General features: G+C 56.0%; 27 protein-coding genes, 1 tRNA gene, 1 other RNA gene and 1 pseudogene. 10 read left to right on the top strand and 20 right to left on the bottom strand.

Going from position 1 to position 26,488, the window contains the following annotated elements; genetic code table 11:
- Positions 1 to 716: 716 nt before the first annotated feature.
- From ACG98I_RS13610 to ACG98I_RS13580, 7 genes are all read right to left on the bottom strand, one after another.
- Positions 717 to 1,472, bottom strand: coding sequence for an ABC transporter ATP-binding protein (locus tag ACG98I_RS13610; protein WP_394721070.1), 756 nt, complete (start codon positions 1,470 to 1,472; stop codon positions 717 to 719).
- On the bottom strand, positions 1,469 to 2,518 hold the full coding sequence (locus ACG98I_RS13605; RefSeq protein WP_394721071.1) for an iron chelate uptake ABC transporter family permease subunit: 1,050 nt from the start codon (positions 2,516 to 2,518) through the stop codon (positions 1,469 to 1,471). The genes ACG98I_RS13610 and ACG98I_RS13605 overlap by 4 nt, the downstream gene beginning before the upstream one ends.
- Positions 2,508 to 3,512 (bottom strand): ABC transporter permease, encoded by a 1,005-nt coding sequence (locus ACG98I_RS13600; RefSeq protein WP_394721072.1) that lies wholly within the window; start codon positions 3,510 to 3,512, stop codon positions 2,508 to 2,510. The genes ACG98I_RS13605 and ACG98I_RS13600 overlap by 11 nt, the downstream gene beginning before the upstream one ends.
- A gap of 122 nt (positions 3,513 to 3,634) precedes the next feature.
- The gene (locus ACG98I_RS13595; RefSeq protein ID WP_394721073.1) at positions 3,635 to 4,678 is read right to left on the bottom strand and encodes a siderophore ABC transporter substrate-binding protein; all 1,044 of its coding nucleotides are present in this window, start codon (positions 4,676 to 4,678) and stop codon (positions 3,635 to 3,637) included.
- Between the two features lie 292 nt (positions 4,679 to 4,970).
- Complete coding sequence (locus ACG98I_RS13590; RefSeq protein ID WP_394721074.1) at positions 4,971 to 6,350, bottom strand: M20 family metallopeptidase; 1,380 nt, start codon at positions 6,348 to 6,350, stop codon at positions 4,971 to 4,973.
- A 1-nt stretch (position 6,351) separates the two neighbouring features.
- A complete protein-coding gene (locus ACG98I_RS13585) occupies positions 6,352 to 8,055 on the bottom strand; it encodes an AbgT family transporter (protein WP_394721075.1) in 1,704 nt (567 codons plus the stop codon).
- Positions 8,056 to 8,392: 337 nt separating this feature from the next.
- Complete coding sequence (locus tag ACG98I_RS13580) at positions 8,393 to 8,755, bottom strand: DUF488 domain-containing protein (RefSeq protein ID WP_394721076.1); 363 nt, start codon at positions 8,753 to 8,755, stop codon at positions 8,393 to 8,395.
- Positions 8,756 to 9,304: 549 nt separating this feature from the next.
- Between ACG98I_RS13580 and ACG98I_RS13575 the strand changes: the two genes are divergently transcribed.
- Positions 9,305 to 9,820, top strand: a complete 516-nt coding sequence (locus ACG98I_RS13575) for a GNAT family N-acetyltransferase (RefSeq protein WP_394721077.1) — start codon at positions 9,305 to 9,307, stop codon at positions 9,818 to 9,820.
- Positions 9,821 to 10,071: 251 nt separating this feature from the next.
- Here the strand turns inward: ACG98I_RS13575 and ssrA are convergent.
- The 5 genes from ssrA to prfB all read right to left on the bottom strand — a co-directional run bounded on the left by ssrA (position 10,072) and on the right by prfB (position 13,981).
- Positions 10,072 to 10,452, bottom strand: a transfer-messenger RNA (tmRNA) gene (ssrA, locus tag ACG98I_RS13570).
- 127 nt (positions 10,453 to 10,579) lie between these two features.
- Positions 10,580 to 11,089, bottom strand: coding sequence for an SsrA-binding protein SmpB (gene smpB, locus ACG98I_RS13565; RefSeq protein WP_394721078.1), 510 nt, complete (start codon positions 11,087 to 11,089; stop codon positions 10,580 to 10,582).
- A 78-nt stretch (positions 11,090 to 11,167) separates the two neighbouring features.
- Positions 11,168 to 12,070, bottom strand: coding sequence for a permease-like cell division protein FtsX (gene ftsX, locus ACG98I_RS13560; RefSeq protein ID WP_394721079.1), 903 nt, complete (start codon positions 12,068 to 12,070; stop codon positions 11,168 to 11,170).
- Between the two features lies 1 nt (position 12,071).
- Entirely contained in the window at positions 12,072 to 12,761 is a 690-nt protein-coding gene (ftsE, locus tag ACG98I_RS13555) for a cell division ATP-binding protein FtsE (protein ID WP_394721080.1), read from the bottom strand.
- Between the two features lie 116 nt (positions 12,762 to 12,877).
- Positions 12,878 to 13,981 carry a peptide chain release factor 2 gene (gene prfB / locus ACG98I_RS13550; protein WP_394721081.1) on the bottom strand — a complete coding sequence of 368 codons (1,104 nt, stop codon included), beginning with the start codon at positions 13,979 to 13,981 and terminating at the stop codon, positions 12,878 to 12,880.
- Positions 13,982 to 14,051: 70 nt separating this feature from the next.
- Between prfB and ACG98I_RS13545 the strand changes: the two genes are divergently transcribed.
- Both ACG98I_RS13545 and hisN read left to right on the top strand, forming a co-directional pair.
- A complete protein-coding gene (locus ACG98I_RS13545) occupies positions 14,052 to 14,885 on the top strand; it encodes an inositol monophosphatase family protein (RefSeq protein ID WP_394721082.1) in 834 nt (277 codons plus the stop codon).
- On the top strand, positions 14,878 to 15,660 hold the full coding sequence (gene hisN, locus ACG98I_RS13540; RefSeq protein ID WP_394721083.1) for a histidinol-phosphatase: 783 nt from the start codon (positions 14,878 to 14,880) through the stop codon (positions 15,658 to 15,660). Before ACG98I_RS13545 ends, hisN begins: the two co-directional genes overlap by 8 nt.
- A 65-nt stretch (positions 15,661 to 15,725) precedes the next feature.
- Here the strand turns inward: hisN and ACG98I_RS13535 are convergent, their stop codons facing one another.
- Entirely contained in the window at positions 15,726 to 16,910 is a 1,185-nt protein-coding gene (locus tag ACG98I_RS13535) for a S1 family peptidase (RefSeq protein ID WP_394721084.1), read from the bottom strand.
- Positions 16,911 to 17,428: 518 nt separating this feature from the next.
- On the opposite strand from ACG98I_RS13535, the gene ACG98I_RS13530 reads away from it, so the two are divergent.
- Entirely contained in the window at positions 17,429 to 18,562 is a 1,134-nt protein-coding gene (locus ACG98I_RS13530; protein WP_394721085.1) for a hypothetical protein, read from the top strand.
- An 85-nt stretch (positions 18,563 to 18,647) separates the two neighbouring features.
- Here the strand turns inward: ACG98I_RS13530 and ACG98I_RS13525 are convergent.
- Positions 18,648 to 18,724: transfer RNA gene (locus ACG98I_RS13525), tRNA-Met, on the bottom strand.
- Between the two features lie 110 nt (positions 18,725 to 18,834).
- Positions 18,835 to 19,170, bottom strand: a complete 336-nt coding sequence (locus ACG98I_RS13520) for a hypothetical protein (protein WP_394721086.1) — start codon at positions 19,168 to 19,170, stop codon at positions 18,835 to 18,837.
- A 330-nt stretch (positions 19,171 to 19,500) separates the two neighbouring features.
- Here ACG98I_RS13520 and ACG98I_RS13515 point away from each other — a divergent pair, with 330 nt between their 5' ends.
- Positions 19,501 to 19,713, top strand: a complete 213-nt coding sequence (locus ACG98I_RS13515; protein ID WP_394721087.1) for a helix-turn-helix transcriptional regulator — start codon at positions 19,501 to 19,503, stop codon at positions 19,711 to 19,713.
- A gap of 139 nt (positions 19,714 to 19,852) precedes the next feature.
- Here the strand turns inward: ACG98I_RS13515 and ACG98I_RS13510 are convergent, their stop codons facing one another.
- The 4 genes from ACG98I_RS13510 to ACG98I_RS13495 form a co-directional block, all read right to left on the bottom strand.
- Positions 19,853 to 20,131: an NUDIX domain-containing protein gene (locus ACG98I_RS13510; protein WP_394732584.1), complete on the bottom strand. Its 279-nt coding sequence runs from the start codon at positions 20,129 to 20,131 to the stop codon at positions 19,853 to 19,855.
- Between the two features lie 192 nt (positions 20,132 to 20,323).
- Positions 20,324 to 20,494: a cupin domain-containing protein gene (locus tag ACG98I_RS13505; protein ID WP_394721089.1), complete on the bottom strand. Its 171-nt coding sequence runs from the start codon at positions 20,492 to 20,494 to the stop codon at positions 20,324 to 20,326.
- Positions 20,495 to 20,868: 374 nt separating this feature from the next.
- Positions 20,869 to 21,765: a trypsin-like serine protease gene (locus ACG98I_RS13500; protein ID WP_394721090.1), complete on the bottom strand. Its 897-nt coding sequence runs from the start codon at positions 21,763 to 21,765 to the stop codon at positions 20,869 to 20,871.
- Positions 21,731 to 22,618 (bottom strand): DUF418 domain-containing protein, encoded by an 888-nt coding sequence (locus ACG98I_RS13495; RefSeq protein ID WP_394721091.1) that lies wholly within the window; start codon positions 22,616 to 22,618, stop codon positions 21,731 to 21,733. The genes ACG98I_RS13500 and ACG98I_RS13495 overlap by 35 nt, the downstream gene beginning before the upstream one ends.
- Before the next feature lie 82 nt (positions 22,619 to 22,700).
- Here ACG98I_RS13495 and ACG98I_RS13490 point away from each other — a divergent pair, with 82 nt between their 5' ends.
- Positions 22,701 to 23,369 (top strand): response regulator transcription factor, encoded by a 669-nt coding sequence (locus tag ACG98I_RS13490; protein ID WP_394721095.1) that lies wholly within the window; start codon positions 22,701 to 22,703, stop codon positions 23,367 to 23,369.
- Complete coding sequence (locus ACG98I_RS13485; protein ID WP_394721092.1) at positions 23,366 to 24,400, top strand: ATP-binding protein; 1,035 nt, start codon at positions 23,366 to 23,368, stop codon at positions 24,398 to 24,400. The genes ACG98I_RS13490 and ACG98I_RS13485 overlap by 4 nt, the downstream gene beginning before the upstream one ends.
- A gap of 27 nt (positions 24,401 to 24,427) precedes the next feature.
- Here ACG98I_RS13485 and ACG98I_RS13480 read toward each other — a convergent pair whose 3' ends face one another.
- Complete coding sequence (locus ACG98I_RS13480; protein WP_394721093.1) at positions 24,428 to 24,868, bottom strand: YtoQ family protein; 441 nt, start codon at positions 24,866 to 24,868, stop codon at positions 24,428 to 24,430.
- Positions 24,869 to 25,009: 141 nt separating this feature from the next.
- Between ACG98I_RS13480 and ACG98I_RS13475 the strand changes: the two genes are divergently transcribed.
- From ACG98I_RS13475 to ACG98I_RS13465, 3 genes and pseudogenes are all read left to right on the top strand, one after another.
- A complete protein-coding gene (locus ACG98I_RS13475; protein ID WP_394721094.1) occupies positions 25,010 to 25,306 on the top strand; it encodes a TetR/AcrR family transcriptional regulator in 297 nt (98 codons plus the stop codon).
- An 8-nt stretch (positions 25,307 to 25,314) separates the two neighbouring features.
- Positions 25,315 to 26,027, top strand: a pseudogene (locus ACG98I_RS13470) (IS6 family transposase).
- A 90-nt stretch (positions 26,028 to 26,117) separates the two neighbouring features.
- The coding region (locus ACG98I_RS13465) for an IS6 family transposase (RefSeq protein ID WP_394732582.1) at positions 26,118 to 26,488 on the top strand (371 nt) is incomplete at its 3' end.

Raw genomic sequence — 26,488 nt, 5'->3', positions numbered from 1 at the left:
GAAGCTGACCAAAAATTACTACATAAAGAAATCAACACGTGAAACAGGCTAAAGCCAGTTTCACGTTTAAAAAAATAAATCCGTATTAAATACAGAACTTAAACAATGTTGATAAACAATATGCACCGTTAAAAATAATTACAATATTTTCAATGCCGAGTATCTAACAACCCCCGACATCCGGCACACACCAACAACCAAACAACCCCGAAAGGCCATCCAGTCCAACATCATCCTCATCCATACAACACAGACAAAAATAAAAAAGTACATTGGCACACTATTGAGTTCTCAGACAACAATCGCACACTAGATTGGAGCAATTTTATCTCTTGCCCCGCTCTTGAGCGGCTTGTTTGAATTTACGCTTGGGATTCGACCTTGTCAAATCCTTGCTCTTAAATTCTTTATTGTTTCGCTTCGCGTTTACCTTGTGGCAACCTCTCGGCGACATCCATTAAGTTAGTTGAGTTCTTGACACAAGACAAATCGCCAGGTCATCAATAGTTTTCATGATTAGTCTTTTGCGAGGTCATCGCGCTGGCGATCACATTCCACCGTTTGGGGACGAATTTCGGATCGTGAATGTTTATGACGGTGCATTGCTGAAGCAGTTGCCAACAGTGCAGGTGTCTCCTTTCCCTATCGGTAGAGAAAAGACAACGAGCCATCTGCGGCTAAAGCTGCCGCAGATGGCTCGTCAAGGAATCTTCTATTTAGTGGTAGCAAGCAAGAAGACCATTAGGTCCTTCGATGACTTGAATCTGGGTATTGAAGATTGGAGAAAGAACTTCCTCACGCATGATTTCTTCGGGAGATCCAAAAGCGACGATCTGTCCATCTTTAACCGCGCAGATGTACTCTGCATAGCGGGCCGCGTAGTTAATATCGTGCAAAACCACGATTATGGTTCGGCCCAGCTGCTCAGCGGCATCTTTGAGGTGACGCATCATGTCCACAGAGTGGGAGATGTCCAAGTTATTCAGAGGCTCATCGAGCAATACATAGTCAGTCTCCTGGCACAGAACCATGGCAACATATGCGCGTTGGCGCTGGCCACCGGAGAGTTGATCCAAGTAGCGGTCTTCCAGCGCACCGAGGTGCAGGAAGTCAATGTACTTGGTGATGATCTCTTCGTCTTCCTCGGTGAGTCGGCCATTGGAATAAGGGAAACGACCAAAACCGACCAGCTGACGCACGGTCAACTTAGTGATGAAGTGGTTTTCCTGGCGCAGGACAGAGACGATCTTCGCCAGGTCTTTGGACTTAGAAGTTGAGATATCGTACTCAGCAACTTTGATACTGCCTGCATCCATACCGAGGAGGCGACCAATCATGGTCAACAGCGTGGACTTACCCGCGCCATTAGGCCCCACCAGCGCAGTGATGCCACCAGATGGGATTTCCAGGTTGACTGGTCCGATTTCGGTTTCCGTGGAATACGCCTTTTTGACGTCAGTCAGAGTAATCACAGTCGACCCTTTCTTAGGATGACGTAGAGGAAGACAGAACCGCCTACTAGTTCAATAATGATAGTCACCACGCCCTGCGCATAAAACACGTGACGCATGATGAAGTACGCACCGGTTAGTACGGTGAAGCCGGTCAAAGCAGCCATTGGGAACAGGAAACGGTGGTCATAGGTATCTGCAAACTGGTAAGCCAGCGTTGCCACTAAGAATCCCAGGAAGGTCATCGGACCAACCAGCGCGGTGGTCGTTGCCATCAAGATAGATACCAACACCAAGGTATAAATTGCGTTCAGCTTGTGATTCACGCCCAAACTGATGGACGCATCACGGCCCAGTGACAAAACGTTGAGTCGACGTGAATTCATGTACAGCAATGTGGTTGCGACAATCACCAGCGGAATCGCAATTGGGAAGTATTCAGTATCAGCATTGGTGACCGAGCCAAAGAGTCGAGCGGTCAAGATGTCGAACTCACTTGTTGTCAACATGCGCTGCATGAACGTTGAGATGGAACCCAAGCCGCCACCGATGATGATGCCGACCAGCAGCATCGCGTGCATATTCTGCGTACGTCCCGTCAACAGCCATGAGTACAGCAACAAGGAAAGCAGGACCATGAGCACAAGCTGGACAACGAACATCTCCACCGTGCGGGCGTTATTGAGGCCAACTGCGCCGAAGAAGAAGATAGTCGAGGTGTGAATCACGCGGTAGAGCGATTCAAAGCCCATGATCGATGGGGTCAGGATGCGGTTATTGGTCACCGTATGGAAAGCGACCGTCGCTACTGCCTGGCAGACGGCCACCACTGCCATCGCGATAACGCCGTCCATGCGGCGATTGGCAATCAGCCAAAATTCTTTTGTGCCAAATTCCATCGGATTGTCATACGCGAGAAGTCCAAATGTGAAAAGGACCGACAGCGAACCCATGACCGCGATCATGATCCAGAACTTGCGCGCGGCCTTCGCTGATTGGAATGCACCAACGTGGCGCGCTTTCTTCTTGCCCTTTGTGTGGCCTTCGGTTTGAGTCTTATTTACCACGAGTCGACCTCACAATCAGTCCAACGAACACGACTGCGCCGATGATGCCCAGAATGACAGATACTGGCATTTCAAAGGGCGAAATGATGGTACGTCCAATGAGATCACAGACTGTGACAATAGCGATGCCCAGAAGCAGGACCCATGGCAGGTTCGAGCGCAGATCATCGCCGCGGATCATGCTGACAATATTCGGAACTATGAGGCCAAGGAATGGCAATGAGCCAACGACCACGGTGACGACACCAGTTGCGATGGACACCAGGGCGGTACCCAACAACAGAACCTGGTTGTAGTTCAAACCAATGTTCGTGGCGATGTCCTCACCCAGACCAGCTGCGGTGAGCTTGTCGGCGAAGAAAAAGACTGCGATAACAACTAGCAGGACGACCCACAGCACTTCATACTGTCCGGAATAAACGGACGTGAAAGAACCCATGAACCAGATGCCGAGCTGCTGCAGTGCATCATTGGCCAGAGCAATGAATGAAGACACAGCGCTGACAACAGCGCCGAGCATAATGCCGACGATCGGGACGACCATCGAAGAACGCAAGGTCACGCGGCGCAAGAACATAAAGAAGATCATTGTGCCGATGAATGAGAAGACCACGGCCACGATCATCTTCACCAGCACAGATGACTGCGGGAAGAGAATCAAGCAGGTCAATAGGCCCAGGCCTGCCCACTCAGTCGTACCCGTGGTGGTTGGCTCAACGAATCGGTTCTGGGTCAAAAGCTGCATGACCAAGCCACAAATCGCCATTGCTGCACCAGCTAAAATGAGCGCGATAGTGCGGGGAATGCGCGTAATGCCGAACATTTCCCAGCCAAAGTCATTGCTCAAAATGCTGTACTCACCCACAGAAAGGGAGATAAACAGCAGAACGATAACGCCGAGAGTTGCTAATGACAGCTTCCAGTCCCACAGCTTTCCGCGGGAACGCCGAGGCTCAGATTTTCCCACTGCAACTGAGCTCGAGGGATTTTCCATAATGATTTACTCTTTCAAACCGAAAACCGGTTGAGGCCTTGGTGAGTGTATCGACCAAGGTCAACCGGTTATCATCGCTTAGCGATTCACAACGAATCTCGTCCGTTGCATATCAATTTGTCTTAGCTCTGTGCCTCGAAAGCGTCAGCGATGAGGTTAAGAATCTCGGTGTAGGTAACGATGTTCTCGTTAGTGTAGGTGTCGGTCGGAGCAAATACTAGGTTGTCTTCCTGAACCGCGGTGACGTTCTGCAGCGCTGGGTTCTCAGCAATCAGGTCGGAAGCTGGAGAGTAATCAGGTTCATCGGAAGAAACAGCTGCATCGCGGTCGAGAACCATGATGAAGTCTGGGTTGGACTCTGCGATTGCCTCAACGGAGATGTCATCGCCCTCATGGTTGGAGGAACCGTCTTCAACCTCTAGGGATGGGGTGAAGCCAATCAGATCAAATAGTGGACCCCAGGTACGACCGACAGAAGGTGCAATGTAGTTGATCTCGCCACCGGAGGTGTTAACAGCCATGACGGTCTTTTCTGGATCGTATGCTTCTTTCGCACGCTCCAGAGCCTCGTTGAACTCATCAATGTGAGCCTGTGCCTCATCTTCGTGGCCGAAGATCTCACCGAGGGACTCGGTCAGGCGAATCAGCTCTGCATCCAAAGGCTCGCCATCACGTGGGGTGAAGTCAACCAGGGTTGCGTCTGGAGCAAGCTCCTCCAGATCCTCACCGTGCTGGGAGAAACGCTGACCGTTCCAGATCAGGTCTGGCTGTGCAGCAACAACAGCTTCCAGGTCTGGCTCACGGTGGCTACCCAAGTCATACTCAATGGTGTCTTCATTGTAGGTTTCAGACAGGGAATCTGGAATCAGACCGATTGGAGCTGCAGCCAGCTCGACGTCCCACTCTGCGAGCAGCTCGAATGCGCGGTTATCGGTAACCACTGGGTTTTCTACTGGAAGAGAAACAGTCTTCTCACCGAAGTTGTCTTCAACAACCAATTCACCTTCGCCGGCAGCCGCTTCATCAGTAGACTCCTCAGATGCAGCAGAGTCGGAAGCAGTGTTTTCTGCGGCAGCATCAGTGGAATCAGTTTCAGAGTTGGAGCAGGATGCCAACACTAGGGATGCGGCGGCAACGGAAGCCACGAGGGCGTGACGGATCTTCATGGTTGTAGGTGAACCTTTCTCGGTGATTATTTCAATCCAGAATTGCTAAGGAAGTTCATAGGGAATACCCAACTCCCCCTAAGCTCTGACAAGGCTAACCTAACTGAGGTAAGGATTAGTTACAAGACCTTGGACAATCAACGGGGGTACCTTCACCCGCCTTAAGTTGCACCCTGCCACCAGGACAAGCCCGGACGACAGGTGAATAAATGCAGGTGACAAAGTCGATACGCCGAACAATGACCCGGACAACACTTTTCAGATATGTGACACAACACTCATTATTTAAATGCTACTGCTGCATAAGGTTTTCCACGCTCACAAACCCACCCGCTAGGTTGAACTCTTCCTTGGCGGCGGCCAACAGGGTGGCATCGGCAAGCAAATCTAGCGTCACCTGTGCCAATCCCACCGCAGAGTCCGTTGCCGCACTCACTGCTTCAGGCGAATTTGCCCACCGCGCGAAGTCCTCGGTGTGCAGGGCGACATCTGAGGGTGAAACCTTCACCATCGGGTGGATTCCCGGGATCTGCTGAGAAACATTGCCGAAATCAGTCGACGCCGCCAGCGTGTCAGGCACCGTTCCTGCTGGTAACGCCACTCTCCCCCGCCGAGCCTGCGTAGCTGCCCACCGTGCCGCCATGATCTCATTATTGCGCACCGGCAGCGACATCGGGTGCGGGTCCCAATGGATCTCATATCCCACCCCAGCCATCAGCGCAGCGCCCTGGATAATCTCATTGACACGCTGGGAAATGTCCATCAGCGTATCTACGCCCAGTGAGCGGACATAAAGTTCCACCGTGGCTTCAGCCGGAATGATGGATGGGCGGTGCCCGCCTTCGGTGATAATCGCGTGCAACCTATCGCCCGGCGGCATTTGCTGACGGAAAAGCCCTAGGCCCTGGTATGCCAAAGATGCTGCATCCAACGCATTTTTGCCCATAAATGGCTGAGAGCTAGCGTGCGCGGCAATGCCGTGGAAACGGACGGTGGCTGAGCGCCTACCCACCCACGCGTGCGAGGCGATGTCATAACCGAAACCGTGAATCATGACAGCCGCATCAATGCCCTTGAGGCTTCCACCGCGAATCATGTATTCCTTGCCGGTATGGCCTTCCTCAGCCGGGGTGCCTTGCAGTACGACTCGCCCCTCAATCCCCTGTGATGCCGGTGACGTGAGAGCCTTTGCTGCAGCAAGGTATGCCCCTACTCCGGATGCGGCAATCACGTTATGCCCGCAGGCATGGCCGATCTCTGGCAGAGCGTCATACTCAGCCATAATCACGATGCTTGGGTGCACCGCCGGATCAAAGCCAGGGGTTTGCACCGAGGATTCAAAACAGGTGCTGACGCCATAGGGGCCCAACTCAACATCATGCCCGTATTTTTCCAGGACTTCCGTCAGCACCCGTTGGGAGCGGACTTCTTCAAAAGCCAACTCTGGGTGAGCATGAAGGTCATGCACGATGAAATCAAGGTCTTGATCAATCTCCGCCACTGCGGCTTCCACTGCAGCCCAGACGTGAGTTTGCTGCGGGTAGGCATCGAGCTGGATTTCTTGCTCACCCTGAGCCTGGTGGGCGGCAGCCACCCGCGCTTCAATGAGCGCTGAGGTGGAATCTAAAAAGGCAGTTGATGGCGTTTGCGGGGCTACATTATCGGTGCACATATTAGCCCTCGATCATAATGCCATTTCCTGGACCGAGCGGGATATCTGCATAGAACCAGATACCAAGCAGCACTGCCCATGCGACCCAGAATGGAATCACGAATGGAATCAGACGCGACATCAAAGTGCCGATACCCGCGCGTGGTTCATAACGCTGCAAGAGCCCCAGCATCACAATCAAGTAGGGGTTCAGTGGCGTAATAATCTGTGTTGCAGAGTCACCCACGCGGAATGCTGCCTGGATGAATGCTGGCTCATAACCAAGCAATGCGAACATTGGCACGAATACTGCTGCCATCAAAGTCCACATGGAAGAACCAGAAATAATTAGCAGGTTGAGTAGTGATGCCAGAACACAGAATGCAAGGATTGCGGCGAAGCCAGTGAGGCCGATGCTCTCCAAAAAAGCTGCGCCTTGGACCGCGGTGTAAGTACCAATGCCGGTCCAGGAGAAGAGGGCCACGAATTGTCCCAAGATGAACGCCAGAACCAAGAAGCCCATCATGGAGTTCAATGACTGGCCCATCATTTTAACGACGTCTTTCATGCCGGTCACGGTCTTCACTATGTAGCCGTAGACCAATCCCATCACGATGAAGTAGGCAAACATGATGAAGACGATGGAGCCAAGCAATGGCGAATCTGGAAGGAATCCGCCTTCTTCATTGCGCCAAGGTGAGTTCGGAACCATCACAGCGACCACAATCACCACGGTCAAGATGGCGGTTACGATCAGCGACCACTTCAAGCCGCGTGCCTCATCAGCGGACAGCTCTGCGGAGAGCTCATTGCCCTTGGCATCACGGTCACCGCGCTCCTTGGCTTCTTCCGGGTCGATATCTTCTTCAGTTGGCACGTCTTGCTTCCACATACGTGGTTCCAAGACCTTATCGATGATGTAGCCGGCCAAAAGACCCAACACTATGGAGGATGCAATATTAAAGAAGTAATTGGAAACCGCGTTGACTGCCTGGAATTCGAAGTCCGGCAGGGTCTGCATCACCGCAGTGGTGATACCCGCAAATAGTGCATCCAAGGAGGTTGGGAATAGTGCGGTCGAATAACCTGCACCAACAGCCGCGAAACCACCCAGCAAACCTGCAACCGGATGACGTCCTGCGGCCTTAAAGACCATCGCAGCCAATGGCGGGATGACCACGAATGCCGCATCCGCAAGGATGGAACCGGTCACGCCGATAACACCGACTGCGTATGGCAGGATACCCTTGCGTGCAGAGCCAAAAAGCTTTCGAATCAACGCAGACAGCATGCCGGAGCGCTCCGCGATGCCAACGCCCAAAAGTATCGGTAGAACCGTCACCAGCGGCGGGAATCCGATGTAGTTTTCACCCATGGTGGTGGTAAACCACGCCAAACCTTCGCCGGTGAATAGGCCGTGAACTCTTTGGGTTTCATCACTACCTGGCACCTGGAAGGTGATATCCATCCACGCAAAAATGGTGGACAGCACACCCGTTAACAGGAAGAGGAACAGGAAGATAGTAAACGGCTCGGGCAATTTATTGCCCACATACTCAATGCCGTTGAGGAATTTATCCACCCACTTGTTTCCGGTGGATGTGTTGTCATATTCTTCTGTCGCTACTGCTGACGTGTTCTCAGCAGACGACCCCTCCCCGACTCCCCTGGTGGTTCCTGAATCCTGCAGATCGTCATGGAGCTCATGCCTTTTACCATCGGCCATGGCGTTCTCCTTCAAGCCAGTTTGCGTCATCTCCTTTTAGTGACAACGTATGCAGCCAAGCTAATGAGGTTTAGAACACACTGCAACCGCTTGGTGAGTCACGCTATGAAATTGTTATGAATCCCCACCCCCTTAAGCTCCCCTAATTCACCCAGGAAAATAGGCCGCAACAGTGGGTTTTAGCGAAACCAGCAAAGATTTCTTTGCAAAAGCCCTCTCCCCCTATTTATTCACCCCTCGACCCGCATTTTCATCCCCACCCCGACCACAATAGGAGCCTGCGATGCCTACCGCTCCCCACACAGCAGCATTCAGCAGCAGCAATAAACAGGGCTAGCTACCGCGCTTCCAGCCATTCTTTGAGCACAACCGCATGGTTAATCTCGCGGTCTTTCGCCGCAAACATCAATGACACATCGCCGTCATCAACCATCTGCACAAGCTCCGCCACATCTTCATTCCCCGCCGCTTCCGATTCCGCCAGCTCGGATTGATAACGCTCGGCGAATTCAGAGAATTTCTTCTCATCATGGTCAAACCACTTCCGCAACTCCGGTGACGGCGCCACATCTTTCAGCCAATGCCCCGGCAGGTCTTCCTTTTTCACCCCGCGCGGCCACAACCTATCCACCAGGACTTTCTTGCCCGGAGCGGTGTCCTTGCCAGAGACAAAGTCATGAACCTTGACCGTCTTAATCATGAGCACAATCCTTTCCTTCTCCATTGGAATGGAACGATGCTCGCGATAATACGCCCAACCCCTACCCCGCGTAGCCCCCTGTGGAGGTCCCACGAATACAAGCGCAAGCTTCAGGTCTAGGAGCAGTGGGAAAATAGACGTTGAGGACCAGCGCGGATATACAACCCCGGTCAATAACAACCAGGGTTAATGCCAAAAGCGGAGCTGGCTAGGTAAGACGAAATAATCGGTTGACCAGGTTTTTCTGAAAATTCGAGAGCATTCGAGAGACTGGCTAAGGACAGGTACTACAAATCTCCTCGGAAGAGCCAAGCCGACAACTCACAAGCAAAATTCATCCCGGAGCACTTGTGCCCAACACTGTGTGCACTCCGCCGATTGCCGGGCATCTAAGCATGCCACAGGATTGTTATGCCGCTGCCCCAGCGGCACTGGCTCAATCCCGAGCTCTGAACCCTCGGTGGGGATTGAGCCATGTATGCAGGCAGACACTACCCGGCAAGGTCATTAATTAGCTGCGAGCAAAGCAACGCCTGTAGCATCAGCCGCATGACGCTTCGAACTTCCTGGATCACACGCGCTGAGCGACCAGAAGATGCTCCCACGATTCGAGACATCAATCGTGCTGCGTTCCCTGGCGACGATGAAGCAAACCTAGTCGACGCACTACGCACCGATCCCGCATGGCTCGATGGCTTGTCCATCGTTTCCACCACCGAATCGGGAACTATTGTCGGCCACGCCCTATTAACCCGCTGCCACATTGGCAACGTACCAGCCTTATGTCTCGCACCATGCGCGGTACTTCCCGAGTACCAAAATAAAGGGGCGGGGACCGCAGCTATCAACTTTGCGCTGAAAGCCGCGAAGGAGAAAGAGGAGACGTTCGTCGTCGTCTTGGGACACCCCGACTATTACCCAAGATTTGGTTTCGAGCGCGCTTCAATGCACGGCATTCGTTTGAGTATTGATGTTCCTGACGATGCACTCATGGCACTAAGCCTCGACCCTAGCCAGCCGCTACCAACTGGAATCGTCAAGTACGCCCCACCGTTCGGCATTTAGTCAACATTAACCTACGTAAATCACAAAAACCGCCCTACCACTAAAGGTGAGCGCGACTAGAGACAAGTTTTTCGTGAACTCTATCTTTCCAGCGTAAACGTCAACTACCGGGCAATACTCACAGTTATAAGGCAGATGCCAGTATTTTCGCTAGACATGCCACGAGACACTCTTTTCTTTACTTAGCCCGCAGTTCAAGTGAACAAAACTAGAGAAAGCCCCAGCTCAAACGATGTTGAGCTGGGGCTTTGTTGTGGAGTTGCCGGGACTTGAACCCGGGTCCTCCGTCATCTTGCCAGGGCTTCTCCGTGCGCAGTTCGCGCGGGATCTCTGCTCGGCTCTCCGGCTCGGACGAACACGCTCCGGATGATGAGCCCAGTCGCCAGTAGAAGTCCCATCTGGTCCTGTCGACCCAACCAGACGGCAAGTTCCCTAGTCGATGCCAGGTTCTAGGTCAGGAACATAACCTAGGCTGACAGACACGCGTCGCTGTAATTAGGCAGCGAGGGCGTAGTCACGCTGAGAGTTCTTCTCTGCGCTTATTGGTTGCTACGACGCTTAACGGTGGTCTCTAGCCTGCACCGGCACGCTTCCCCTGGCTCAATGAGCGAAGTCGAAACCAAATCAACCCCATTGATGTAGGCGGGATGTGCATCTTCCTACAGTTCTCACAACACTACATCACCACGTTTCATTCCCACAAGCGTGCCGCCCAGCTGCAAACTGCAACTGGGCGGGGTATGTAAGCGCGTGAGAGATTTAGGCGTTGATTCCTTTGATGCGGCGGCCAAGCTCGCGCGTAATGTCGCGGTCTTGGTCGCGGCGCTTAATGTCCTCGCGCTTATCGTAATCCTGCTTACCTTGGGCAAGACCTAATTCCAGCTTGGCGTAGCCGTTGCGGAGATAAACCTTGAGCGGAATCAGCGTCTTATTGCCATCACGGACTTGGCCCATGATTTTGTCGATTTCACGACGGTGCAGCAATAACTTCCGGGTGCGTTTGGGCGAATGATTAGTCCATGAGCCCATGGAGTATTCCGGAATGTGCAGATTGCGCAGGAAAATCTCACCGTTATCAACGGTTGCGAAAGCATCAGTTAAAGAGATCTTGCCTTCACGTAATGACTTAATTTCCGTGCCCAGCAAGACAATGCCACACTCGAATTCCTCGAGAATCTTATAGTCATGGCGGGCACGACGGTTGGTGGCCAACGTTTGTGTACCGTCAGCGCCCACCGCGTTCTTTTTCTTCTTGCCCTTTTTAGCCATAGCAGATAACTCTACCTGCTCAAAGGCCTGCGGTTCAAGAAAGCGCGCAGGCCTAACTTAGGTTGGTATGCGCGCTAGCTATTTACGTACGTAGGCGCGCAACGTGACAGAAGCTGTAGCACCGGCGCCGAGCATCGCAGTGAGACCCACCAATGGCCACGCGACCCAAATATCGCCAGTACTGATCGGTGCGAGCAGCTGGGATTGATAGAGCGATTCCAGTGCGGAGTCTACGATGGTGGACTTCGCGGCGAAAACACCCGCGCCGGCCAGCAGCACGCCGATGAAGGAAGCCACAACGGCTTCCAGCACGAAAGGCGCCTGGGTAATCCAGCGCGAAGCACCCACCATGCGCATGATGCCGATTTCCGTCGAGCGGTTAAAGGCAGCGATCTGCACCATGTTCGCAATCAGGAAGATGGCAGCAATGGCTTGCACGAATGCGAGCAAGAAGGTCGCATTTCTAATGGAGTTCAGGTTGTCTGTTGCAGAACGCACTTCCTCAACCTGGTCCACGACGGTGTCCACCTGCGGCATATCGCGCACAGCATCAATCGGAGCGGTATCAGTTGGGTTCACCAGGCGCACATGCAATGCCGCCGGCAGTGCATCCGGGGAGGTCTCTTCCACCAGTACCGGGTCGGTTTCCTGGAATACTTCTACGAAGCGTTCATAAGAGTCCTCGCGGGAGCGGTAATTAACCGATCCCACGCCGGAATCAGCTTCCAAAGTCTCTTTTACTTCCAAACAAGCCTCAGAAGTACAGTCCGGATCCGAGTTCGAAATTTCCTCATCCAGCTGGATCATGACTTCCACGCGCTCAAGATAGATATCTTGGGTATCGCGAGCCATGTTGGTCACCAACACACCCGCAACCACCAGAGCCACAGAAATGGCAGTAGTGATGATCAGAGCGATAGTCATGGTGAGGTTACGTGCCAGACCTTTGAATGCCTCACGAAAAACAAGTTTGAGCTGCATCTTAGTTCGCCTCTCCGTACTCGGCATTAAACTCATCGCGCACTAGGTTGCCGTTGCTGAGCTCGATAACGCGCTGACGTGCCTCATTAACCGCACGTGAGTTATGCGTCGACATCACCACGGTTGTGCCGTGCCTATTGATCTTATTCAGCAAGGTCATAATCTCTTCAGCAGTGCCGGGATCGAGGTTGCCGGTGGGCTCATCGGCAAGCAGAAGCTTCGGACGGTTCACAAAAGCACGCGCGATGGCCACGCGCTGCTGCTCACCACCGGAAAGCTCAGCTGGCATGCGATGTGCCTTCGAGCCCAGACCCACCATTTCCAGCACCTCAGGCACTTGCTTTTCGATTCGGCTCTTCTTCTTGCCAATCACTTCCAGCGCAAAAGCCACGTTCGAATACACATCGAGTTTCGGCAGCAGGCGGAAATCCTGAAAAACGTAGCCAATGGATTGGCGCAGTTTATTGATTTCCTTACCTTTGAGCTGGTTAACGTGGAATTGGTCAAAGTGGATATCGCCAGACGTCACGTTGGTATCGCGCACCATCAGCTGCAAGAACGTAGATTTACCAGAGCCTGAAGGCCCGATGAGAAACACGAATTCACCGGCATCAATGTTAAAGGAAACATCATTGAGTGCCGGCCTTGTGGATGTTGCATAAACCTTGGTTACATTCTCAAAGGTGATCACGTAGATCACACTAGCAACATGAACAACTTTCGGAAACTTCCGTTTCAGAATTAACAGGAAGAAATCACCGAACTAACAGGCGGTGCAGACACCTCTGCACCGCAGAATATGAGGACTTAGGCCTCCGAGTTCTGCTCGGCCATACGCCAGCGGATGCCGGCTTCGAGGAAATCATCAATCTCACCATCCAGCACCTTGGATGGGTCACCCACCTCATGGTTGGTACGCAGGTCTTTGACCATCTGGTACGGGTGCAGGACATAAGAGCGCATCTGGTTACCCCAAGAAGCATTGCCTCCGGCACCGAGGGCGTCCATCTCAGCGCGCTCTTCTTGGCGCTTGCGCTCCAAAAGCTTGGCTTGCAGCACCCGCATGGCAGAGGCCTTGTTCTGAATCTGCGACTTCTCATTCTGACAGGTCACCACGATTCCCGTGGGGATATGTGTCAATCGCACCGCCGAGTCCGTGGTGTTCACGGACTGGCCACCAGGGCCGGAGGAACGGTACACATCCACGCGGACTTCAGAATCCGGCACATCAATGGAGTCGGTTTGCTCCACCACGGGCAGGACCTCGACCTCAGCAAAGGAGGTCTGGCGGCGGTTCTGATTATCAAAAGGTGACAATCGCACTAGTCGGTGCGCCCCTTGCTCCACCGATAAGGTGCCGTACATATAATCGCCGTGCACCACGAAGGTGGCGGACTTGATGCCGGCTTCTTCAGCATAAGAGACGTCATAGACATCCACCTTGTGACCATTCTTCTCAGCCCAGCGAGTGTACATGCGCATGAGCATTTCTGCCCAGTCAGCCGCATCCACGCCACCAGCACCGGAACGGATGTTGATGACTGCTTCACGCTGGTCATATTCGCCAGAAAGCATGGTGGTAACTTCCAATGCTTCGATGGCCTCACGCAGAGATGCCAGTTCATCATCAACTAAAGAGTCATCGCCTTCTTCTTCGGCCAATTCATACATCACCGGCAAATCATCCAGGCGGCCGCGCAGCGTGGTCAGCTTGCGCAGCTTCGCCTGGGTAGCAGAGAGCTCCGAGGTAACTTGTTGCGCGTGGTCCGGGTTATCCCACAACGAAGGATCGCCGGCCTGCGCTTCGAGCTCACGTGCCCTTTCATCCAAAGCGCGTGGATCCATGACCTTTTCAATCGTGGTCAGGGTCGCAGAAAGATCATCAATCGCTGCAGAAATATCTGGTCGCATAGGTTGAGAGTCTACCGCGCAGGTCAATTTCGATTCGCAATCACCTGAAAAAGCGACAACAATGGTTGCCATGACTGAACCAGCGCAGCCCACGATGGAAGAGATGCTCGCAGCCATCACCAAGACTTTTATTGTCGCCCACGTTGATGACACAGACGCCCATTTGGCGCAGGCCTTGGTGTATAACGCCGGCCGCTTGGCCTGGCGCATGCGCGAGCAAGGTCTGACCACGGAGCAAAAGACCAGCGTGTCCGATGTGGTCACTGAAGCAGACCGTGCCGCCGAGAATTTCGTCGCCGGCGTACTAGAGGCTATCCGCGCGGATGACGGCATCATCGGTGAGGAAGGCGCGCAGCGTAAGTCCACGTCCGGCCGTACCTGGGTCATTGATCCAGTCGATGGCACGTATAACTTCACCAATGGCTCTGATTATTGGTGCTCAGCACTAGCGCTTGCCGATGAATCAGGCACCGTCCTGGGCGCCGTTCACCGTCCTGCGATGGGTTATACCTGGTTTGGTGGCCGTGATTTCGCCACTTCCCGCGATGGCAAGGAAGTAGCAAAGCTTGCCGATGCCCCCGCATCCCAGCTGTGCCTAGCCACCTACCTGCATCCAAAATTCTTAACCGATGACGCCGTGCGCGGTGCGTGGCAGTCGGTGGCGCAAAACTTTGCATCGGTACGCATGCTTGGTGCGGGTTCGGTAGATCTTTCTACCGTTGCTGATGGCTCCATGGGGGCATGGATTCAGCACTCGGTTCCAGACTGGGATTGGCTGCCTGGCCAGGCATTAGTACACGCTGCCGGGGGTGCGACTTCCAAAGTTGAAGCCGGTGGAGTTGAATGGTGTCTTGCTGGAAATCAGCAGGTAGTTTCTGAAATGGAGAACATGCTTCGTGGGTAAGTACAAAGAAGACCTCGGATTAGCACTAGAACTTGCCGGTCACGCTGATGTTGTGACCATGCACCGCTTTGAGGCCTCCGACCTTTCGGTCAAGTCCAAGCCGGACATGACCCCAGTTTCTGATGCCGATCTGGCATGCGAGAAGAAGCTGCGCGCTGAACTACAGAAGGCCCGCCCACAGGATGAAGTGCTGGGTGAAGAATTCGGCGGCGACGCTGTCACCAAGGGCCGCCAGTGGGTTATCGATCCAATTGATGGCACCAAAAACTACGTTCGCGGCGTGCCGGTATGGGCCACACTGATATCTTTGCTGGAGGATGGCGAACCTGTAGTTTCTGTCGTCTCCGCCCCAGCGCTGCGCCGCCGCTGGTACGCCTCCAAAGGCGCCGGTGCATTCCGCGTCTGGTGCGGTGAGCCCAAGCAGCTGAAGGTATCTGAAGTATCACGTCTGCATGATGCATCTTTGGCGTTTTCTTCATTGGAGGGCTGGTCTGAGCGCAACTTGCTCAATAACTTCCTCAACCTGACTGAATCCACATGGCGCTTGCGTGGCTACGGCGATTTCTGGAATTACTGCCTGGTCGCTGAAGGCGCGGTAGACATAGCCACCGAGCCTGAGGTGTCCTTGTGGGATCTGGCTGCCCCTTCCCTTCTAGTAACGGAAGCCGGCGGAGCATTTACCGATACCGACGGCAACGTTGGTCCTGCCGGTGGTTCCGCCGTAGCCACCAATGGTCTGCTCCATGACAAGGTTTTGGGCAAGCTCAATAAGTAAATCAATAAAAATTACCCCGTAGCCGTTCTAAACTGAACTGACCTACGGGGTAATTTTTGTGTGGTCTAGGCGAGCTGGAAACCAGCACCTACTCCGCCGCGGCGATTCATATCCGCGACAATAGCATCAGCATCTGATGCCACGGTTGGAACGTGCAGCGCGCCCTGCAGTGGGGTCACGCAAGAAACACCGACATTACCTGGCTGGTAGCCGCCGGAGATAGAACCAACAATCTTGCCATTACGGAAGACTGGGGCGCCTGAGTCACCGACAGTAGCGCAGACCTGGTTGAGCTGGATGTTGTTTCCACTCATAAACGTCATGCCGCAAGTGGTACCGGTTGCGACACCGCGCTTGCAGACAACATCACCTGGCTTTACATCGCCGCCCACTCCGTGCGCAGTAACGCCGTTGTAGGAGTTGGTGACCTCGGCATCGGAGCCCAACTCAATGACCGCGTAATCCAAGTCTTCATTCTTGGATACCACGGTGCCAGTTGGTCCGACCTGCCAGGAGTCAGCGGAAGCCACAGAATCACCAACGTTGGCGCAGTGACCGGCGGTCACGCCGACCTTGCGCTGTTCGGCATCAGTACCTGCCATGGTCAATGTGCACATGGTCTGATCATTGATGTAGATCGGTGTGCCCGGACCATACAAGGACTTGCCATTGGTCATTGCCTGGTTGGATTCTTCTGGCACCTGCGGTGCATCGAAGTAGGAACCTGGTGCGCGGTGCAGCACGAATTCTTCAAAAGGCTTGCCTGCCGCAACCTTGGAGAACATGTCATTGCGCCACACGTAGTTCGGATCCACCAACACTGGTTTAAATTCCGGCTGGGTCGCTTCCTGCAGACCAATCGGATCCGGGTTAGTCAATGGTTCTGCCTGGTTGTAGACCTCGGTCGCGAAATCCTCGACTGCAGTTTCTACATCCGGCACCGCTGGCTCTGGGACCGCAGGGGTTTCAACCTGTGGCACCTCTGGCACCGCCGGTAGTTCCTCCGGAACAACCTGATTGAGCGCGTCATCAACAGAATCAGTCACCTGGGAATCCACCTCAGGTGTCTCAATGCCAAAAGATGACAGTTCACCGCGCACATGGTCGACAAATCCGGCCGAATCAACGACTGGGTTAGGTAGTTCAGCAGCGTCGGCATTAGCCGCTCCTGCAGCTGGGGCTCCAATAAAAAATGCACCCGCAAAGGCCGAGCCCACTAAGACCCTTTTTAGGTGCGGCATACAGCGCATAAGCTTATTGCCTCATTTCCACGTCTCACACATTTGTTTTCTAGCGCGGCATCACACCACGCAAGCTCTCCCATCATGTCACGAGAAAACTCCCCACGTCGCCTAAATTTCCTGAGCGTTACACTCCCGTGACCTCTCCCCCGAAATGTCACCTGCTAAATCCCCAAGAAATTTCTCAAATTCGCTGGTCACTACACACTCTTTGAAATAAGTCACAACCATGTAATTCACGTTCATTCACCCCCGATCGTGACCTTCGTTCACAGCAAAACCAAAGATTCGGACGCTTCCGCTCCCCTGTGGCCGAGCCGTCTTCTTTAGCCCTCTAAGGCCCATACCCCTCATTCGCATTGCGACATTTGTCAAAAATAGCTTCAACACTTTGCCAATGACTTTTATTCAGTGATCTACAACCATTGTTTGTACTGATTTGCTTCAAGTCACAAAGACGTATTTGGGTTCATACCTCTGTCCCATCGACTGGTCGAAGCAACGGAATCAAAGCAAAGGATTTATACATGCCCCTAGCCTCTCCGGTCCTAACTGAAACAGCGAAAGTCGATGCCGCTGCTTCATCGCCCACTGGCAGAATCAAGAGCATTCTGCTCTTCACTGGCGCACAGTGTTCTTTCCTGATTGGCGCAGGAATTGCCACAGGTCAAGAAAGCCTTCAGTACTTCACGGCGCACGGGTGGTGGGGCATGGCAGCGATCATCATTGTTCTGTTGCTATTTTCATGGCTGCTCTCATCACTAACAGAATGGGGTCGCATCCATCGCGATGACAACACTGATCCCTTCGTTGATATTTGTGGGCCCGCTATTGGTTCGGTGCTTCGGGCTTGCGTCCCGGTTTTCGTCTTTATGATTGCGGTGACGATGTTCGCTGGTGCCGGTGCCTTGCTGGGGGATGTTTTCAATCTCCCCACGTGGGTCGGCGCAACAGGAATGGCCGTAGTCGTTGCCATTACTCTCATGTTCGGGTTTCGCAACCTCGTGGAAATCATCGGCCGTATTGGGCCGCTCATTGTTGTCATTATCGGCGTTGTCGCCCTGTGGGTCGTAATTGAAAACTTCGCCGCTCTTGCCGATGTCACCACGAATATCGAGCAATATCCGCCCACCAAAGCCAGTGAAAACTGGTTTATCGGAACAATTCTTTATTCAACAGCCATCTTGATTATTGCGGTACCTTTCCTCACCAGCCTTGGACGGGAGGACTGCTCACTCAAAGCCACCGTCCGCCCCAGCATCCTGACTGGGCTAATCTACGGCGGAGTGATGGGACTATGCGCACTCGCGTTGCTGGCCACTCTTCCCCTTGTTTATGACCACGCGACACCGCTGGTTATGTTGGGCATCAACATTGCCCCATGGCTGGGATACGTATTCTCCGGAATTACCATTCTGGGTATCTATTCCACGGCCGCACCAATGCTGTGGACAGTGGCAGACCAGTTCCCCATCACATCCCGAAAGACCTACGCAATTGTCTGCCTGGCGCTCACGGCAGTAGCGCTTGTGGGCGGTATGAAGTTGCCTTTTGCTGACCTAGTTGGCTTTGTGTACCCATCCATTGGATATTTCGGCCTAGTCTTCTTCGGGATTCTGGCTTATCGCCAAATCTCTGCACGAATCCGTGGTGCCAAGTAGCGATCAGCACGCTGGATAACCAATGTACTGCGAGAATGACGATGTCCCCCACTCCGAATATGGAATGAGGGACATCGTTTTAAGTTGGTAGCGGGGGCAGGATTCGAACCTACGACCTCTGGGTTATGAGCCCAGCGAGCTACCGAGCTGCTCCACCCCGCGCCGATTGTCATCAACAATTGCCTGTCAATGGCACGGCCTCAACTGTAGCAACAAGACTGGATCTAACAAAATCATCGATTCTGAGAACCAAGAAGTCATGGCTTTCGGTTCTACTTATTCTGAAGGTCTTGTAGTGCTTCTTCCAACACATCAAGGGTGAACATCGCATCTGTGTAGCCGGCGACGGTCATCTTGCCAATGGGATAGACCTGTTCATCCTGTACGGCCTTCAAGTTCTTGTACAGGTCTTCTTCGGTCAAGTTCTCCCAGGTATCGGTTGGGGTGCGGGCTAGGTCAGTGCCGTAAAACAGCACATCGGCGTCACCGACTGCTTCATTGATTTGTTCCACGGAGACGGTCAACTCACCGCCTTCTTCATCACCAACTATGGTGTTTTCATCTTCCGACCACCGAACACCAGCAGGGCCGAGACTCTTTCCCAGCATGCTGGTTTCGCTGTTGAGGTCAAGTTCCTGTTCATTGTAGGAATTAATGACGGCAAATGGTGCTGTTGCAAACTCGCGTTTTCGTCGAAAACTGCGGATCCGGTACCAGCGTTGCGCTGCACACTAACAAATAGTTAGCTATCTGGAATTCCTGTTTGCAACAGCACCATCTTGGATCAGGGGGACCGATTTGCCTATGCGCGTCGTTATCGGGCTCATCGCATTTGAGCGTGTACGGCTGGTCTGAACCCGCCGGTTTCGAGGAGTGATCTGGGTCGCCGTCTTCAGCGCCTTCGTGCGGTACCTCATGGCGAGGAAGCGGGGCTGATTGTGGAGAACTCACCTCCCGAGCGCCGGCAGAATCGCGGTTGGTCACAACAGCGCCTCGCCGACGAGCTTGGCGTCGCCCGCCAAACGGTCATCTCCATCGAACGCGCACGGTTTGACCCGTCCTTGCCACTGGCGTTCCGCCTGGCCGACGTGTTCGAGTGCAGGATCGACGATCTCTTCGATCCCAAAGGAGGAGACACCCGGCCGAGCTGAGGCCCGACGCATTGCGACCGGAGCTTGCCAACCATCGGCTCGATCCGTGAAGGAAAATGAGACGTTAGACCGAAACTCCACCACGTTCCGGTGCAAAAACCATCTGGAGTACGCAACCGAAGTTCTCGTCCCGCGCTGCCTACGGTCGTGGTGGCAGAGCAGACCTTCCTGTTCGCGATGCGAGCCAGGTTGTGTGCTCTCGGCTAATCGCTTCCTCAGCATCCGCAGCAACCAGAGGCCAGTCGACCTCAGCCACGGTCTCTAACCTCGACGCTTGAACACCGAGTTCCTTCGTGGCCTCCCGCGTGGCGGCCTGCGCGCTAGACTCGCCGGCCTCCGGCTTGCCGCCGGGCAGCTGGAAGTAGGGCGAGCCCTCCTTGCACACGCACAGCACCCGGCCATGCGGGTCCCGGATCACGGTGGCGCTGACGGTGATGAGGCTTTCGGGGTCAGTGATGCTCACGGAGTCCTCTCAGTGGGGTTGGCCCTGTCAATGGGTCCCACATCGGACCCCAGGGGAAGGACGGGAAGGGAAGATTAACGATAACAAGACAACAAAAGCGCCCAGCCGGTCGGCTGGGCGCTTTTACCTCGTCGCGAAGCGAACTTTTTAGTCGACGTCGTCCGCCTGAGTCTGGTGGACGGTGCCGTGCGCGTGGTGCGGCGGGGCGTAGATGCTGTAGAGCTTCATCGGCGCATCACCAATGTTGATGATATTGTGCCAGGTCCCCTTCGGAACGATGACTGCCCAGTCGGCGGAGACCTCCTCAGTGAAGGTCACCTCGTCCTCGGAGGGCCCCTCTCGACGCGGCCGCGGCCGGACTGGAGGCGCAGGAACTGGTCCTCCTTGGTTTGCACCTCGTGCCCGACGTCCCCGCCCACCGGGATGTTTATCACGGTGACCTGGAAATGTTCTCCGGTCCACAGTGCGGTGCGGAATGTCTCGTTATCGAGGGTTTCCTTCTCGATATCGACTACGAACGGCTTCGGGCCCTATCGCGTGTCTCTGCCATGACTACTCCTTGTCCTTGAGATTTTTGGGCTTAGTCGGCTTCGGTTGAGCCAACCGTATTCCGTGGTGAAACAGCTACAACTCAATTGTAGGCGCGATCATGCAGGCCCGTCCGGGTGGAATGGCAGCACCAGGGGCGGGTATTAGGCCCCGCGGCGGAGCAGCAGCAGCCAGGCGCCCGCCGCGGCGAGAACGACGACGCCCGCGCCGATGCCGACGTTGCGAGCCGTGTTCACGGAGTCCTCCGAGGACGCCGCGGCTGCAGGCTCGCTGGTGTCTTCCTTCTTGTCGCCGCCCTTCGCATCACCGCCAATAGTCCCGCGGATCCAGTCGGCCTGCTCCGCCACCGGTGACACAGAGACAGCGGCGTTAGAGGTCATCTCCTCCTCCGTCGGGTTCTCCGGGTCCTCGAAGAGACCAGCGGACATGATGCCGGCGACCTTGCCGTCCGCAAAGATCGCACCACCGGAGTCGCCCGGCTGGATGCGAGCGCCGTCCTTCAGGGCAACGTCGAGGGCCTTCGGGGCCTCGTAGAGCGCGAGCGGCGAGTCACCGCGAACCTTCGCCTTGGCGGACGGTAGCTTAGTGGAACCACCGGAGCCATCGGAAGACCAGCCGTAAATGTTGACGTCCCCGGTGGGAACCTCATCCGCGACCTCAGCGAAGGTCTCCAGGTTGATCTCCTGCTCAGTGTGGAGCAGGGCGATGTCCCCGCGTGGGGCAACCTCGTGACGATCCACCTTGTACACCCGCTGCTCGTCACCCTGCCCGATGCGCACCGAACCGCCCGGCTTGGCGGCCGCGTCGATGCAGTGACGGGCGGTGATCACCCAGTGGCGGTCGATGGCGGTACCGGTGCACACGCCCTCTTCAGGGTCAGAATCATCGACGCGGACGGAGACGACCGGCTTTGCCTCCTCGGTGTCCCCGGCGAAGGTCTTGCTCTCCATGGCACCGGCTGGTGCGATAGCGAGTGCTCCTGCTGCGACCACCCCGGCGGCCACGCTAGCTGCGAACTTCTTCATTTTTATCCTTTCCAAACACCGCAGTGATGCGGCGAAGCAGAGTTTCCAGCGGCCCACGGTCACACACCGCGAGCCACGCATAAGAGATGAGTATGGCGCCGCCAAAACTGACCCAGAAGCCGAACCATTCCGGTGCCAGCCGATCCGCCGTAAGCACGTGGATGCAGTAGATCGTGAGCGGCATACGGCCCAGTGGTGCGAGCCAGCCGATCCAGCGCTGCAGCAGGCAGCACAACGAGCAGATGCCCACCGACGCCCCGATGCTTCCGGTGATGTCGCCCAAGCCACCGGTATGGCCGCCGACGTCGAAAAACTCGGGCAGCATGGTGTACCAGCGAAGCGCGAGATCCACGGCGAAGAGCCCCAGGCCGACAACGAGGCCGAGCCAGAGCAGTTTCGGGCTGAGCATATGCCGCCGGAAGAGCATCCCGGCGATCATCAGCGCTCCCCACATCAACGGCGAGTAGGGCCAGAAGGCGGGAATAAGCACCGTCGCGGTGGACGCCAGCACCGCCGATCCAAAGGCCAGCACGCAGGCCAGCCACAGGAGTACGGGCGAGCTCCAGCGCGGCGCCCAGGCGAGCAACGCCATGCAGAGTCCGATGGTTCCGAGCACCACGAACACTTGCCCGGTGAACGGGGCGAGCGCGAAGTGCAGGGCAATCAGGCATAGTCCACGCACAATGAGCTGGGCAGGACGTGCCCGCATGTAGCCCATCGACACCCCGGAAATGAAAGCGAAGAGTGCGGCCGGGAAGCCGTAGAACACCTGGACAGCCACGCCATCCAGGTAGGTCAGGTGGGCGACCATCATGCCGACGAGCGCAACGGCGCGCGCGACGTCGATACCAACGTTTCGGTTCTGCATAGCTGGGACGGTACGCAGGCCGATGTTGCGGGGACGTTAACGTGGGCACAACACCCGTTCCGTTACGATCGGTGTTATGACAATCCGCGTTCTCGTCGTCGACGACGAAAGCTACCTCGCCGACGCCATTTGCACTGCGCTGAACAGCGCAAACATGCAGGCCACTGCGGTCTACGACGGTGCCACCGCGCGCTCGTCGATCGACGATATCCGGCCCGACGTCGTCGTCCTGGACCGCGACCTTCCGGGCATCCACGGCGACGACATCTGCCGCTGGGTGGTCGATACCCACCCGGCGACGAGGGTGATCATGCTGACCGCCTCGGGGGCGCTCGACGACCGTCTGGCTGGGTTCGACCTCGGCGCGGATGATTACCTGCCCAAGCCCTTCGAGGTCCCGGAGCTCATCGCGCGGGTTAATGCGCTGGCCAAGCGAAACCTGCCGGTACGCGGCGAAGTCTACCGGTGTGGCGACGTGCGGCTGGACACCTTCCGCCGTGAGGTCACCCGGGGTGGAGTGGCGGTGCCCTTGAGCCCGAAGGAGTTTGCCGTGCTGGAGGTCCTCATGGAGGCAGCCGGTGGGGTGTTTTCCGCCGAGGATCTGCTCGCGGAGGCGTGGGACGAGAATGCTGATCCCTTCACGAATTCCCCGCGCGTGACGGTCTCCCATCTGCGCAAGAAGCTGGGCGAGCCGCGGATCGTGCATACCGTGGCAGGTGCCGGTTACTACGTGGCGGAGGTGCCGCGATGAAGTTGAGTTTGCGGGCACGGATCACCGTGGTGTTCTTGGGCACCGTCCTGGGCGTGGGGTTGGCACTGATTGGGCTGGTGTACGCCTATTTGAAGCTCACGCCGGTGCCTTTCATGGCGCAGATCCCAACCCCGGATGAGGGGCTGGTCATCGACGGTGCGGTGCCGATCGCCGATGAGGTTTTGCGCCGCGTGTTGGTGGCTTCCCTGACGGTATTGGCATTGCTCACCGCGGTCGCTGGGGTGATCGGTTGGTTCGTGGCTGGGCTCGTGATTAAGCCGCTTCGGGATTTTGCGGACGACGCCGCGACCGTCACCCGGGGTGATTTGAGTGCCCGCATCAGCCACCAGGGCCCTGATGACGAGGTGGGCGAGCTGGCAGCTGCGCTGAATGCAATGCTCGACGAGCTGGCGGATGGCCTCGAGCGGCAACGCCGCTTCGCGTCGAACGCCTCCCACGAGCTGAAGACTCCGATCGCGACGATCCAGACGATGGCTGATGTGGCGCTGGCCAGCGGTGATGAGCAGATACTGCGGGAGACGCTGGGACGAGTGCGCGAGGTCAACGCGCGCGCTGCCGATACCGTGGCTGCCCTGCTGCAGCTGGCGAACGTGGACGTCCGGGATCGCCAGGAGGTGGATCTGGCCGCGCTGTGCCGTGACATCGGTTGTGGGCAGGGTGTGCCGGTGACGGCGGAAGCGCTCACGGTGGCTGCCTCCCCCACTCTGGTGCGTCAGGCGGTGGAGAACATGGTGTGCAACGGGCTCACCCACGGCGAAGATCCGTCCGTGACGGTGGCACAGGCGGGTCGGAACGCAGAGATCACCGTGGAGTCAGGTGGGCCGCAGCTGGACGCGGCGGAGGTCCGCACGTGGGTGGAGCCCTTCGCACGGGCGCAGCGGACCGCGGGGGCCGGCCAAGGCCTGGGGCTGGCGATCGTCGATGCAATTGCGAAAGCCCACGGCGGTTCGGTGGAACTCAGGCCGCGGGCTCAAGGTGGGCTCGCCGTAACGCTGCGCCTGCCTGCTTAGAGGGCTAGCGCAGCTGAGGAGTGCTTCTTAGGCTTCGAGCACGTAACGCAGGATCTCGACGACCTGGTCGGTGGTGATGCACCCCGCCTGCGCGGCGGCGTCGACTTCCTTGAGCGGGTGGACGATGTCCTCGCCATGCAGCGTGGCATAAGGCTTGTCCAGTGCCGCACAGTAACCCGCGTCGAAGGCGGCGTTCCACTGCTTGTACTGATCCCCGAAGCGGACGACGACCATGTCGGCCTTCTCGATCAGGGTGCGGGTGCGGATGGAGTTGACCTTCGAGGACTGGTGATCGCGCCAAAAGCCCGCGGGTGCCTCACCCAGGTGGTCGCCGGCGGCGTCGCTGGCAGGGTGATCGGTCACCGGCGCGGTGAAGACGACGTCGAGCCCGGCGGCCTCCGCGCCGCGCTGGATCTCTTCTCGCCAGTCGGTGTGGATCTCGCCGGACAGGTAAACGTTGAAGCTCAAGGCCACTTCTCCTTAATTTTTGGGCATTGACCTTGGAGGTTACGCGGATGTGTGAGGGAAATCTGCTCGATCTCGCCAATGGTATTACCCTCCGTTGACAGGTAGGTAGACCGGGCTAACTACCCGTCAAGGAGGTGCGACATGACTCTAGGATCAGCGCGAGAGAGGTTGCTCGATGCTGCGACGAAACGTTTCTACGCGGACGGGGTGCATGCGACAGGTATCGACACGATCACGTCCGAGGCCGGGGTCGCGAAGAAGAGTCTTTACAACAACTTCTCCTCCAAGGCAGAGATCGTCAGCACCTATATCGATTCGCGCCACGAGGAGTGGCTCGACCTGTATCGACAGCACACCGCGAAAGCATCGACAGCCAGGGACCGAGTCATAGCGGTGCTGTTGCAAAGTTGGGGCAGTAGGAAAAGCGACGTGAAATAATCACAGCCATGGGTATCTTCTCCGGTCGTCATTTCCCCCCGTGACATCATTCTGTGGGCGGTGCGGTGGTACTGCCGCTACGTGGTGAGCTACCGCGATCTGGAGGAAATGATGACTTCAGCGGGGCGTGCCGGTCGATCACACCACGATCTACCGCTGGGTCCAGAAATACGCCCCTGAGCTGGACAAGCAAACACGGTGGTACCGGCAGGTACCTGACTGGCAGGCCAGTTCCTGGCGGGTGGATGAGACCTACACCCGGGTCGGGGGAAAGTGGTACTACCTCTATCGGGCGATCACCGCCGGTGGCCAGACCCTGGACTTTTACCTCTCACCAAAACGGAATGTGGCTGCGGCCAAGCGTTTCCTGGCCAAGACCCTGCGGTCGAACGCGTCAGCCGGGTTCCCGCGGGTGATTAATACAGATAAGGCACCCTCCCTGGCCAAGGCGATCTCCGAGCTCAAGGAAGAAGGCATCTGCCCACCGACAGTGGAGCACCGTCAGGTGAAATACCTGAACAACGTTCTCGAGGGAGATCATGGGCGGCTGAAAAGGATCCTGGGGCCGAAGGGTGCATTTAAGAACAGGACATCTGCATATCGGACGCTGAAGAGGATGGAAGCGATGCACTCCTTGCGGAAAGGTCAGGGGACGATGTTTGCTTACGGGCAACCGAACCCGGACGCGGCGATCGTCAGCCGGGTCTTCGAGACGGCCTGAGAACGCTGAGTCGCAGAGACCATGGAGAAATGAAACTCGGGCGTTCGTGGCCCCTCCACCCGACTTTGCAACAGCACCATTCTGTGGGCGGTGCGGTGGTACTGCCGCTACGTGGTGAGCTACCGCGATCTGGAGGAAATGATGACTTCAGCGGGGCGTGCCGGTCGATCACACCACGATTCTCACCGCTGGGTCCAGAAATACGCCCCTGAGCTGGACAAGCAAACACGGTGGTACCGGCAGGTACCTGACTGGCAGGCCAGTTCCTGGCGGGTGGATGAGACCTACACCCGGGTCGGGGGAAAGTGGTACTACCTCTATCGGGCGATCACCGCCGGTGGCCAGACCCTGGACTTTTACCTCTCACCAAAACGGAATGTGGCTGCGGCCAAGCGTTTCCTGGCCAAGACCCTGCGGTCGAACGCGTCAGCCGGGTTCCCGCGGGTGATTAATACAGATAA

The organism is Corynebacterium sp. L4757 (assembly GCF_043673995.1).
Taxonomy (GTDB): domain Bacteria; phylum Actinomycetota; class Actinomycetes; order Mycobacteriales; family Mycobacteriaceae; genus Corynebacterium.
This window is presented reverse-complemented; position numbering and strand designations above follow the sequence as displayed.

Coding starts and splice junctions, on each gene's coding strand:
- ACG98I_RS13600 (WP_394721072.1), bottom strand. CDS start 3,512: ATGGAAAATCCCTCGAGCTCAGTTGCAGTGGGAAAATCTGAGCCTCGG.
- ACG98I_RS13595 (WP_394721073.1), bottom strand. CDS start 4,678: ATGAAGATCCGTCACGCCCTCGTGGCTTCCGTTGCCGCCGCATCCCTA.
- ACG98I_RS13590 (WP_394721074.1), bottom strand. CDS start 6,350: ATGTGCACCGATAATGTAGCCCCGCAAACGCCATCAACTGCCTTTTTA.
- ACG98I_RS13585 (WP_394721075.1), bottom strand. CDS start 8,055: ATGGCCGATGGTAAAAGGCATGAGCTCCATGACGATCTGCAGGATTCA.
- ACG98I_RS13580 (WP_394721076.1), bottom strand. CDS start 8,755: ATGATTAAGACGGTCAAGGTTCATGACTTTGTCTCTGGCAAGGACACC.
- ACG98I_RS13575 (WP_394721077.1), top strand. CDS start 9,305: ATGACGCTTCGAACTTCCTGGATCACACGCGCTGAGCGACCAGAAGAT.
- smpB (WP_394721078.1), bottom strand. CDS start 11,089: ATGGCTAAAAAGGGCAAGAAGAAAAAGAACGCGGTGGGCGCTGACGGT.
- ftsX (WP_394721079.1), bottom strand. CDS start 12,070: ATGCAGCTCAAACTTGTTTTTCGTGAGGCATTCAAAGGTCTGGCACGT.
- prfB (WP_394721081.1), bottom strand. CDS start 13,981: ATGCGACCAGATATTTCTGCAGCGATTGATGATCTTTCTGCGACCCTG.
- ACG98I_RS13545 (WP_394721082.1), top strand. CDS start 14,052: ATGACTGAACCAGCGCAGCCCACGATGGAAGAGATGCTCGCAGCCATC.
- ACG98I_RS13535 (WP_394721084.1), bottom strand. CDS start 16,910: ATGCGCTGTATGCCGCACCTAAAAAGGGTCTTAGTGGGCTCGGCCTTT.
- ACG98I_RS13530 (WP_394721085.1), top strand. CDS start 17,429: ATGCCCCTAGCCTCTCCGGTCCTAACTGAAACAGCGAAAGTCGATGCC.
- ACG98I_RS13520 (WP_394721086.1), bottom strand. CDS start 19,170: ATGCTGGGAAAGAGTCTCGGCCCTGCTGGTGTTCGGTGGTCGGAAGAT.
- ACG98I_RS13495 (WP_394721091.1), bottom strand. CDS start 22,618: ATGCAGAACCGAAACGTTGGTATCGACGTCGCGCGCGCCGTTGCGCTC.
- ACG98I_RS13485 (WP_394721092.1), top strand. CDS start 23,366: ATGAAGTTGAGTTTGCGGGCACGGATCACCGTGGTGTTCTTGGGCACC.
- ACG98I_RS13475 (WP_394721094.1), top strand. CDS start 25,010: ATGACTCTAGGATCAGCGCGAGAGAGGTTGCTCGATGCTGCGACGAAA.